Origin of the sequence: Citrobacter sp. Cb028 (assembly GCF_030336705.1) — a bacterium.
In the GTDB taxonomy this organism is placed as follows: domain Bacteria; phylum Pseudomonadota; class Gammaproteobacteria; order Enterobacterales; family Enterobacteriaceae; genus Citrobacter; species Citrobacter braakii.
Genome location: NZ_JAOWCZ010000021.1, coordinates 75,132 through 85,829 on the forward strand (window position 1 = coordinate 75,132; position 10,698 = coordinate 85,829).

9 protein-coding genes are annotated in these 10,698 nt (G+C 54.0%); 7 read left to right on the forward strand and 2 right to left on the reverse strand.

The window, feature by feature from the left end; all coding sequences use genetic code 11:
* The first annotated feature begins 2 nt into the window (after positions 1 to 2).
* The 3 genes from fre (at position 3) to OGV75_RS01695 (ending at position 2,840) form a co-directional block, all read left to right on the forward strand.
* Positions 3 to 704 (forward strand): NAD(P)H-flavin reductase, encoded by a 702-nt coding sequence (gene fre / locus OGV75_RS01685; protein ID WP_003828903.1) that lies wholly within the window; start codon positions 3 to 5, stop codon positions 702 to 704.
* 233 nt (positions 705 to 937) lie between these two features.
* On the forward strand, positions 938 to 1,852 hold the full coding sequence (locus tag OGV75_RS01690; protein ID WP_200014446.1) for an ROK family protein: 915 nt from the start codon (positions 938 to 940) through the stop codon (positions 1,850 to 1,852).
* Positions 1,853 to 1,859: 7 nt separating this feature from the next.
* Positions 1,860 to 2,840 (forward strand): LacI family DNA-binding transcriptional regulator, encoded by a 981-nt coding sequence (locus OGV75_RS01695; RefSeq protein ID WP_019078421.1) that lies wholly within the window; start codon positions 1,860 to 1,862, stop codon positions 2,838 to 2,840.
* 213 nt (positions 2,841 to 3,053) lie between these two features.
* Here OGV75_RS01695 and fadA read toward each other — a convergent pair whose 3' ends face one another.
* Together fadA and fadB are read right to left on the reverse strand one after the other, a co-directional pair.
* The gene (gene fadA, locus OGV75_RS01700) at positions 3,054 to 4,217 is read right to left on the reverse strand and encodes an acetyl-CoA C-acyltransferase FadA (protein ID WP_016155148.1); all 1,164 of its coding nucleotides are present in this window, start codon (positions 4,215 to 4,217) and stop codon (positions 3,054 to 3,056) included.
* A gap of 9 nt (positions 4,218 to 4,226) precedes the next feature.
* Positions 4,227 to 6,416: a fatty acid oxidation complex subunit alpha FadB gene (gene fadB, locus OGV75_RS01705; protein WP_200014444.1), complete on the reverse strand. Its 2,190-nt coding sequence runs from the start codon at positions 6,414 to 6,416 to the stop codon at positions 4,227 to 4,229.
* A 189-nt stretch (positions 6,417 to 6,605) separates the two neighbouring features.
* On the opposite strand from fadB, the gene pepQ reads away from it, so the two are divergent.
* The 4 genes from pepQ to hemG are packed head-to-tail and all read left to right on the forward strand — an operon-like array spanning position 6,606 to position 10,598.
* A complete protein-coding gene (gene pepQ / locus OGV75_RS01710; RefSeq protein ID WP_286480297.1) occupies positions 6,606 to 7,937 on the forward strand; it encodes a Xaa-Pro dipeptidase in 1,332 nt (443 codons plus the stop codon).
* Entirely contained in the window at positions 7,937 to 8,551 is a 615-nt protein-coding gene (locus OGV75_RS01715) for an IMPACT family protein (RefSeq protein ID WP_047499555.1), read from the forward strand. The genes pepQ and OGV75_RS01715 overlap by 1 nt, the downstream gene beginning before the upstream one ends.
* 38 nt (positions 8,552 to 8,589) lie before the next feature.
* Positions 8,590 to 10,041 carry a Trk system potassium transporter TrkH gene (gene trkH, locus OGV75_RS01720; protein ID WP_003017848.1) on the forward strand — a complete coding sequence of 484 codons (1,452 nt, stop codon included), beginning with the start codon at positions 8,590 to 8,592 and terminating at the stop codon, positions 10,039 to 10,041.
* 11 nt (positions 10,042 to 10,052) lie between these two features.
* On the forward strand, positions 10,053 to 10,598 hold the full coding sequence (gene hemG, locus OGV75_RS01725) for a menaquinone-dependent protoporphyrinogen IX dehydrogenase (protein WP_016155152.1): 546 nt from the start codon (positions 10,053 to 10,055) through the stop codon (positions 10,596 to 10,598).
* Positions 10,599 to 10,698: the final 100 nt, after the last annotated feature.

The window sequence follows — 10,698 nt, forward strand, 5'->3', positions numbered from 1 at the left end:
GCATGACAACCTTAAGCTGTAAAGTGACCTCGGTAGAAGCTATCACTGATACCGTATATCGCGTTCGTTTAGTGCCAGACGCGGCGTTTTCCTTTCGTGCTGGCCAGTATTTAATGGTCGTGATGGACGAAAGGGATAAGCGTCCGTTCTCCATGGCATCCACGCCGGACGAGCAAGGATTCATTGAGCTGCACGTTGGCGCCTCTGAGCTAAATCTTTATGCCATGGCTGTGATGGACCGAATTCTGAAAGACCGGGAAATCAAGGTCGACATTCCGCATGGCGAAGCCTGGCTGCGTGATGAAGACGAGCGCCCGCTGATCCTGATTGCCGGTGGTACAGGGTTCTCTTACGTGCGTTCCATTCTGCTTACTGCGCTGGCACGTAATCCAAACCGCGATATCACCATTTACTGGGGTGGGCGTGAAGAGAAGCATCTCTACGATCTCTCCGAACTGGAAGCGTTGTCTGTTAATCACCCGAATCTGCGCGTTGAGCCAGTGGTGGAACAGCCAGAAGACGGCTGGCGTGGTCGTACGGGAACCGTGTTAACGGCGGTATTGCAGGATTACGGTACCCTGGCTGAGCACGATATCTACATTGCCGGTCGTTTTGAAATGGCCAAAATCGCGCGCGATCTGTTCTGTAATGAACGCAGTGCGCGTGAAGATCGCCTGTTTGGCGACGCTTTCGCGTTCATTTAAGCGCTGTGCGCCGGAGCCCTTCCGGCGCATCCATCAATCATCTGTCTTCCAACTAGCAGGGCGCAGGCCCGGCGTCATTGCCTCTCTTTCTCATCATAATTATTTTTTAGTAAACATAATATGTCCGTCACTCAAACATAAATTGAGTTTTTGTGACAGCTCTCCATGTGTTTAGTAAACAAAATAGGCAAGCTAAACCGCATCACATTGTGAGATGCAAACGAGGAAAAACCATGAGGCTCGGACTGGATATCGGCGGGACTAAAATCGAAGCGGTGGTGATTGATAACGCGGGTGAAATTGTTTACCGCGAACGATGTGCGACACCAAAGCAGCGTTACGGTGATTTTTTCCAGGCCGTGACGGAGATGATAGCCAGGGCTATGCAGGCCATTAATCAGCCTTTATCGGTTGGCATCGGGGTGCCAGGTGCGGTGGATAGCGAAGGTTTGATTAAGAATTCCAACATTCTGGTGCTGAATCAGCAGGCCTTTGCGCAAGATCTCGAGCGTGCATTAGGAATGCCAGTGCCCGTTACCAATGATGCCAACTGCTTTACCCTGTCAGAAGCGATGGACGGTAGTGGGCGTGGGCATAGCGTGGTATTTGGCGTGATCCTCGGTACCGGATGCGGCGGTGGTCTATGCATCGAGAACCGGTTGATCTCCGGCCCTAACGCCTGTGCCGGAGAGTGGGGGCATAATGCCTTGCCGCGCTACCACGGATCTCGGGACGGGGCTGAAGTGACATGCTATTGCGGACAGTTGAACTGTATTGAGAGCTTTATTTCCGGTAGTGGCCTGGAGCGTCAGTATATGAATCACACCGCGCAACATATGGGGGTGCCACAAATTATGCAACGGGTAGCATCGGGTGATGCAGACGCCTGTTTGTTGTGGGAACGCTATTGCGATCAACTGGCTCGCGCGCTGGCGAGTGTGGTGAATATGCTCGATCCCGATGTTCTCGTGCTGGGGGGCGGGGTATCCAATATCGATTTACTGTACTCAGGTTTACAGGCGCGAGTGGCGCAGTACGTGTTTGGTAAACAGTGCCGCACACCGATCGTTCAGGCCCGCCACGGCGACAGCAGCGGCGTACGCGGCGCAGCCTGGCTGGGGGCACAACAAGCCATAGTAAATCCATGAGAGTGAAATGACGAAACCTGTACGTATCAGAGACATTGCCGATGCTTGTGGCGTCTCGGTTGGCGCTGTTTCCCGCGCGCTAAAAGGGCAACCGGGGCTGCGTGAAGAGACCCGGCAGCGCATTATTTCAGTGGCGCAGCAGCAGGGTTATGATTTTTCACGCCTGCGCGCAGATAAAATCAAACGTGTCCTGTTTTTACTGCATCGCCAGCACAATATCAGCCGGGCTTTACCGTTTTACTCTCAACTGCTGCTGGGGATAGAAGATCTGTGTCGCGAAAAGGGGGTTGCGCTGAGCTTTCTCTCTATAGGTCCAGGCGATGCAGTGAGTGAGCAGGTGATGCTGCACCAGCCTGATGCGCTGATCTGCGCGGGATTTTTTGAACCTGAGTTGCTTGGGCTGCTACAACAGATGAAATTGCCGCTGGTGCTGGTGGATCTCTGGGCGCCAGGACTGCCTTGCGTGAATCCTGACAATACTCTGGGCGGCTATCTGGCTACGCAACATCTGATTGCACAAGGCCGCAGCCGCATTGCTTTTCTTGCCAGTACGCTCGCGCACTACAGCATCCGTCAGCGTGAAAAGGGCTACCGTCAGGCATTGTATGAAGCCCGTTTGCTAATGCCGCCAGAGTATGACGTCGTTGCGCCGCCGCTGCTGGATACCGAGCAATCTCTGGTGGATGCGGTTAATGAGCTACTCAGACTGCCAGAGCCGCCCGATGCCATTTTTGCCTATAACGACGCGGCAGCGATGGTTGTTCAGCAGGTGTGTGCGCAGCAGGGTATACGTATCCCGGAAGATCTTGCGCTGGTGGGATTTGATGATATTGATGCTGCGGCCTGGTCACATCCGCCGCTGACTACCGTTGCGGTTGATAAAAAACAGCTGGGGCGTGAAGCGCTGCGTTTACTGCTGGAAGAAAATCAGGAAGAGAATCTGCTGCTGCCGGTGCAGTTAGTGGTGCGTGGTAGTTCAGGGAAATAAAAAACCCGCCCCTGACAGGCGGGAAGAACGGCAACTAAACTTTCTCTCTTCGTCATTGGCACCATAACTGTGTTGGCTTCGCTCATTCACCCGAATCACTTACTATACGTAAGCTCATCGGGATTCATTCGCTTGCCGCCTTGTTCTGGCACCAATGGCTTTGAGATAACATTTCGTAGGCCGGGCAAGCGAAGCGCCCCCGGCATGCTTTGATTAAACTCGCTCAAATACCGTTGCGATACCCTGACCTAACCCGATACACATCGTCGCCAGACCAAACTGCACGTCTTTGCGTTCCATCAGGTTGAGTAGGGTGGTGCTGATACGCGCCCCAGAACAGCCCAGCGGGTGACCCAAGGCGATCGCCCCACCATTGAGGTTGATCTTCTCATCGATCTGCTCCATCAGCCCCAGATCTTTAATACACGGCAGGATCTGAGCGGCAAAGGCTTCGTTCATCTCAAACAAACCGATGTCGCTGGTGGAGAGCCCCGCTTTTTTCAGCGCCAGCTTTGAGGCCGGAACCGGGCCGTAACCCATGATTGACGGATCGCAGCCGACAACAGCCATCGAACGAATACGGGCACGCGGCGTCAGACCCAACTGACGGGCGCGGCTTTCGCTCATTACCAGCATCGCCGCTGCGCCGTCGGAGAGCGCAGAGGAGGTACCGGCAGTCACCGTTCCGTTCACCGGATCGAACGCCGGGCGCAGGGTGGAGAGCGCTTCAACGGTCGTTTCCGGACGGATAACCTCATCGTAGTTAAACTGCTTCAGCACGCCGTCGGCATCATGACCGCCGGTCGGGATGATTTCGTTTTTAAAAGCGCCAGACTGTGTTGCAGCCCAGGCGCGAGCGTGTGAACGTGCGGCGAAAGCGTCCTGCATTTCACGGCTGATGCCGTGCATGCGGGAGAGCATTTCCGCGGTCAGGCCCATCATCCCTGCGGCTTTCGCCACGTTGCGGCTCATACCCGGGTGGAAATCAACGCCGTGGCTCATTGGCACATGGCCCATATGCTCAACGCCGCCAATCAGGCACGCCTGAGCATCACCAGTCATGATCATGCGTGCCGCATCGTGGAGCGCCTGCATGGACGAACCGCACAGGCGATTGACCGTGACGGCCGGAACGGAGTGCGGAACTTCCGCCAACAGCGCGGCATTACGGGCGATATTGAAACCCTGCTCCAGCGTTTGTTGCACACAGCCCCAGTAAATGTCATCAAGAGCGGTTGGCTCCAGCGCCGGATTACGCGCCAGCAGGCTACGCATTAAATGTGCAGAGAGATCTTCTGCCCGCACGTTCCGAAACGCGCCCCCTTTCGAACGGCCCATCGGGGTACGGATCGCATCAACAATTACAACCTGTTCCATTGTGACTCCTTAAGCCGTTTTCAGGCTGCCAACCGGGCGGGCTGGCTCAACCTGGGGATAATACGGTTCGTTATGGCGCGCTTTATCACGCAGACCGGCCGGAACTTCATACAGCGGACCAAGGTGCTGATACTGCTGAGCCATATCGAGATACTTCGCGCTGCCGAGCGTATCCAGCCAGCGGAACGCACCGCCGTGGAACGGAGGGAAGCCCAGACCGTATACCAGCGCCATATCGGCTTCTGCCGGGCTGGCGATAATGCCTTCTTCCAGGCAACGCACTACTTCGTTGACCATAGGGATCATCATGCGGGCGATAATCTCTTCATCGCTGAAGTCGCGTTTCGGCTGGCTGACCTCTGCCAGCAGATCGTCAACGGTGGCATCTTCTTCTTTCTTCGGCTTGCCCTTGTTGTCTTCTTTATAACGCCAGAATCCGAGACCGTTTTTCTGCCCGAAACGGTTAGCATCAAACAGGGCGTCTATCGCATCGCGATAATCTTTCTGCATACGCTGAGGGAAGCCTGCGGACATCACCGCCTGCGCGTGGTGCGCGGTATCAATACCTACCACGTCCAGCAGATAAGCCGGGCCCATCGGCCAACCAAACTGTTTTTCCATCACTTTGTCGACTTTGCGGAAATCCGCCCCGTCGCGCAGTAACTGACTGAAACCGGCAAAATAGGGGAACAGCACGCGGTTAACGAAGAAACCAGGGCAGTCATTAACCACAATCGGCGTTTTGCCCATCTGGCTTGCCCAGGCGACAACCTTAGCGATGGTTTCATCCGAGCTTTTCTCGCCGCGAATGATCTCAACCAGCGGCATACGGTGCACCGGGTTAAAGAAGTGCATCCCACAGAAGTTTTCCGGACGCTTAAGCGCGCTGGCCAGTTCGTTGATTGGGATGGTGGAAGTATTCGAAGCCAGTACGGTGTCCGGGCGAACCTGATCTTCGGTTTCCGCCAGTACCGCTTTTTTCACTTTTGGGTTTTCTACGACCGCTTCAACTACCACGTCCACGCGTTCGAAACCGCTATAGTCGAGGGTGGGGTGAATGGTGGAAATAACGCCCGCCATTTTCAGACCGTCAATTTTGCCGCGCTCCAGCTGTTTGTTCAGTAGCTTGGCCGCTTCGGTCATACCCAGCGTTAATGATTTGTCGTTGATATCTTTCATGACAACCGGCACGCCTTTCCAGGCCGACTGGTAAGCGATGCCGCCGCCCATAATGCCTGCGCCCAGCACTGCCGCTTGCTTTGGCGCTTCAACATTTTTGGTGAGCTTTTTGGCTTTGGCTTTCACGAACTGATCGTTAAGGAAAATTCCAACCAGTGCGCGGGCTTCATTGGTGTGCGCCAGTGGAACAAAGCTTTTATTTTCCAGATTCAGCGCTTCTTCACGGCCAAAACGGGCCGCTGCTTCAATGGTTTTTACCGCGGTAATCGGTGCGGGATAATGCTTACCTGCCGTCTGCGCCACCATACCTTTGGCGATGGTAAAGCTCATTGCCGCTTCAATTTTACTGAGTTTCAACGGCTCCAGCTTCGGCTGACGTTTGGCTTTCCAGTCGAGGTCGCCGTCAATCGCCTGACGTAATACCGCGATTGCGCCATCAAGCAGTTTGTCTTGCTTCACTACGCCATCGACCAGACCGATTTTTAGCGCCTGCTCAGCACCCACATCTTTACCCGCAGCAATAATTTCCAGCGCGCTGTCCGCACCCAGCATACGTGGCATACGCACGGAGCCGCCAAAGCCTGGCATAATGCCCAGCTTGGTTTCTGGCAGGCCGATGCGCAGGTCCGGCGTAGCCAGACGATAATCGGTCGCCAGGACACACTCGCAGCCACCGCCCAGCGCATAGCCGTTAACCGCTGAGAGAGTCGGAACAGGCAGATCTTCCAGGCGATTAAACACGCTGTTGGCAAAATGCAGCCACTGGCTCAGTTGCTCTTCAGGCACGAGGAACAGTGAAAGGAATTCGGTGATGTCGGCACCAACAATAAAGGCTGCTTTGTTAGAACGCAGCAGCAGCCCTTTTAAATTCGGTTGTTTTTCCAGCACGTCAAGCGCATGGCCCAGGCTGGCAACGGTGGCCGTGTCGAGTTTATTGACTGAGCCTGGGGCATCGAACACCAGTTCGGCGATGCCATCTTCCAGCCAGTCGAGGTACAGGGTGTCGCCTTTGTAAAGCATGTCAGTCTCCTGAATCCGCAAGGTGATCTGGTCATACCAGATGAATCGAAGTGTGTGTTTTATGTTAATAAAATGCAAATGAATGATTAAAGAAATGACGATTTGATCACGCTCGGCAGAAATCACGCACTCACAAAACGATGTGCTAAGATGCGGACACTTGAGGTCAAAAAAACAGAAGGATAGAAAATGGAATCACTGGCCGCACTCTATAAAAATCATATCATTACCCTACAAGAACGGACGCGCGACGCGCTGGAGCGCTTCAAGCTGGATGCGTTACTTATTCACTCAGGAGAACTTGTTAACGTCTTTCTCGACGATCATCCCTACCCGTTTAAGGTCAATCCGCAATTCAAAGCCTGGGTGCCTGTAACGCAGGTTCCTAACTGCTGGTTGCTGGTGGATGGCGTGAATAAGCCGAAATTGTGGTTCTACCTGCCGGTCGATTACTGGCACAACGTTGAGCCGCTGCCGACCTCCTTCTGGACGGAAGAAATTGAGATCATCGCGCTGCCAAAAGCTGATGGTATCGGTAGCCAACTGCCTGCTGCTCGCGACAATATCGGTTACATCGGTCCGGTTCCGGAACGCGCGCTGCAGCTGGACATCGCGGCCAGCAATATCAACCCGAAAGGGGTTATCGACTACCTGCATTATTATCGTGCTTACAAAACAGATTACGAACTGGCCTGTATGCGCGAAGCACAGAAAATGGCGGTGAATGGACACCGTGCCGCGGAAGAAGCGTTCCGTTCCGGGATGAGCGAGTTTGACATCAACCTCGCTTACCTGACTGCTACCGGTCATCGCGACACCGACGTGCCGTACAGCAACATCGTGGCGCTTAACGAGCATGCTTCGGTTCTGCATTATACCAGGCTGGATCATCAGGCTCCGTCTGAAATCCGCAGTTTCCTGCTGGACGCCGGTGCGGAATACAACGGCTATGCAGCAGACCTGACGCGTACGTGGTCGGCGAAAAGCGACAACGACTATGCGCATCTGGTGAAGGATGTGAATGACGAGCAACTGGCGCTGATTGCCACTATGAAAGCGGGTACCAGCTACGTGGATTATCACATTCAGTTCCATCAGCGCATCGCGAAGCTGCTGCGTAAGCATCAAATCATCACCGATATGAGTGAAGAGGCGATGGTGGAAAACGATCTTACCGGGCCGTTTATGCCGCATGGCATTGGTCACCCGCTGGGCCTGCAGGTACACGATGTCGCTGGCTTTATGCAAGATGACAGCGGTACGCATCTGGCCGCGCCGTCGAAGTATCCTTACCTGCGTTGCACCCGCGTTCTGCAACCGGGCATGGTCCTGACCATCGAACCGGGCATCTACTTCATTGAATCGCTGTTGGCGCCGTGGCGTGAAGGGCAGTTCAGCAAACACTTCAACTGGCAGAAAATTGAAGCCCTGAAACCGTTCGGCGGTATTCGTATTGAAGATAACGTGGTGGTCCACGAGAACAATATCGAAAACATGACACGGGATTTAAAACTGGCGTAATGGACAGTTGGTTAATCCCTGCGGCGCCGGTAAGCGTCGTTGAAGAGATCAAAAAAAGCCGCTTCATTACGCTGCTCGCCCATACGGACGGCGTAGAAGCGGCGAAAGCGTTTGTTGAGTCAGTCAAAATGGAACACCCGGACGCCCGCCACCATTGTGTGGCGTGGGTGGCGGGCGCGCCCAATGACTCGCAGCAGCTGGGATTTTCAGACGATGGCGAACCGGCAGGTACGGCAGGCAAACCGATGCTCGCGCAGCTGATGGGGAGTGGCATCGGTGAGATTACCGCGGTGGTGGTGCGCTACTACGGCGGTATCCTTCTGGGTACGGGTGGGCTAGTGAAAGCCTACGGTGGCGGCGTGAATCAGGCGTTGCGTCAGTTAACGACGCAGCGCAAGACGCCATTAACCGAATATACTTTGCAGTGTGAGTACGGTCAGCTGGCAGGCATTGAAGCTTTGCTGGGGCAGTTTGACGGTAAAGTTGTTGCCAGTGATTACCAGGCTTTTGTTCGGCTCAGGGTGGCGCTTCCTTATGCCAAAGTGGATGAATTTTCGGCAAAACTGGCGGATTTTAGTCGTGGTTCATTGCAATTGTTAGCGATTGAAGAATAATCCCCACCTCATTTTAAAGAACTAAGGAAGCGGCAGAGATGCATTTTCGCGCCATCACCCGAATCGTTGGACTACTGGTCATCTTATTCTCGGGGACAATGATTATCCCCGGACTGGTAGCGCTCATCTACCGCGATGGGGCAGGGCGTGCGTTTACCCAAACTTTCTTCGTTGCTCTGGCGATCGGCTCCATGCTGTGGTGGCCAAACCGTAAAGAGAAGGGCGAGCTGAAATCGCGCGAAGGGTTTCTGATTGTCGTTTTGTTCTGGACCGTGCTGGGTAGCGTGGGTGCGCTACCGTTCATCTTTGCGGAAAGCCCTAACCTCACGATAACCGACGCTTTTTTTGAATCCTTCTCCGGATTAACCACCACGGGGGCGACAACGCTGGTGGGGCTGGATTCATTGCCACACGCTATCCTCTTTTATCGACAGATGCTGCAATGGTTCGGCGGGATGGGGATCATCGTGCTGGCGGTGGCTATTCTGCCTATTCTTGGCGTCGGTGGGATGCAGCTCTACCGGGCAGAAATGCCGGGCCCGCTGAAAGATAACAAAATGCGTCCGCGTATTGCCGAAACGGCGAAAACGCTGTGGCTTATCTATGTATTACTGACGGTGGCGTGTGCGCTGGCGCTATGGTTTGCCGGGATGCCCGCGTTTGACGCTATTGGGCACAGCTTTGCTACGATAGCCATCGGCGGCTTTTCCACACACGATGCCAGCGTGGGGTATTTCGACAGTCCCACGATTAACACCATTATTGCTATCTTCTTGCTGATCTCTGGTTGTAACTATGGTCTGCACTTCTCTTTATTAAGCGGTCGCAGCCTGAAGGTCTACTGGCGCGATCCAGAGTTCCGCATGTTCATTGGGGTGCAGCTGACGCTGGTGGCTGTCTGTACGCTGGTGCTGTGGATACACAATACCTACGGTTCGGCACTCACGACCATCAACCAGGCTTTTTTTCAGGTGGTATCGATGGCGACGACCGCCGGATTTACTACGGACAGTATTGCCCGCTGGCCGCTGTTCCTGCCGGTGCTGTTGCTATGTTCTGCTTTTATTGGTGGCTGTGCCGGGTCGACGGGCGGTGGCTTGAAGGTGATTCGAATCCTGTTGCTGTTTAAGCAGGGTAACCGCGAATTGAAACGACTGGTCCACCCGAATGCGGTTTACAGTATCAAGCTGGGTAACCGTGCTTTGCCGGAGCGAATCCTTGAAGCTGTGTGGGGATTCTTCTCTGCCTATGCGCTGGTCTTTATTATCAGTATGCTGGCGATTATTGCGACCGGTGTTGATGACTTCTCCGCGTTTGCCTCTGTTGTGGCGACGCTGAATAACCTGGGGCCAGGGCTGGGGGTTGTCGCCGACAACTTTGCCAGTATGAACCCCGTGGCGAAGTGGATCCTGATTGCCAATATGCTGTTTGGTCGTCTGGAGGTCTTTACCCTGCTGGTACTCTTTACCCCTACTTTCTGGCGTGAATAATGGAGTAACACGTGAAAACACTGATTCTTTTTTCTTCCCGGGACGGACAAACGCGTGAAATCGCCGAGTATCTGGCTTCTGAACTCAAAGAGCTGGGCGTTTGGGCGGATGTCGTTAATTTGCATCGTACCGCGGAGCCTGACTGGCAAAATTATGACAGCGTGGTGATTGGCGCCTCGATTCGCTATGGTCATTACCATGCAGCTTTTCAGGAGTTTGTGAAAAAGCATGCCACGCGGCTGAACGCGATGCCGAGTGCCTTCTACTCCGTAAACCTGGTTGCCCGTAAACCGGAGAAACGCACGCCGCAAACTAACAGCTATGCGCGTAAGTTCCTGATGAGTTCGCCGTGGCGGCCTGATCGCAGTGCGGTTATTGCTGGCGCTTTGCTGTATCCACGCTATCGCTGGTATGACCGCGTTATGATCCAACTGATAATGAAGATGTCAGGCGGTGAAACAGATACCAATAAAGAAGTGGTGTATACCGATTGGGAACAGGTCGCGGATTTTGCGCGGGAAATCGCCCAATTAACCCACAAAACGTTGTCAAAATAAGCACAAAGAATAAAAAATACGCACTCGGAAGATTATTTTAAATTTCCCCTTGTCAGCCTGAAATAACTCCCTATAATGCGCCTCCACTGACACGGAACAA

Coding starts and splice junctions, on each gene's coding strand:
- fre (WP_003828903.1), top strand. CDS start 3: ATGACAACCTTAAGCTGTAAAGTGACCTCGGTAGAAGCTATCACTGAT.
- OGV75_RS01695 (WP_019078421.1), top strand. CDS start 1,860: ATGACGAAACCTGTACGTATCAGAGACATTGCCGATGCTTGTGGCGTC.
- pepQ (WP_286480297.1), top strand. CDS start 6,606: ATGGAATCACTGGCCGCACTCTATAAAAATCATATCATTACCCTACAA.
- fadA (WP_016155148.1), bottom strand. CDS start 4,217: ATGGAACAGGTTGTAATTGTTGATGCGATCCGTACCCCGATGGGCCGT.
- trkH (WP_003017848.1), top strand. CDS start 8,590: ATGCATTTTCGCGCCATCACCCGAATCGTTGGACTACTGGTCATCTTA.
- OGV75_RS01715 (WP_047499555.1), top strand. CDS start 7,937: ATGGACAGTTGGTTAATCCCTGCGGCGCCGGTAAGCGTCGTTGAAGAG.
- fadB (WP_200014444.1), bottom strand. CDS start 6,416: ATGCTTTACAAAGGCGACACCCTGTACCTCGACTGGCTGGAAGATGGC.
- OGV75_RS01690 (WP_200014446.1), top strand. CDS start 938: ATGAGGCTCGGACTGGATATCGGCGGGACTAAAATCGAAGCGGTGGTG.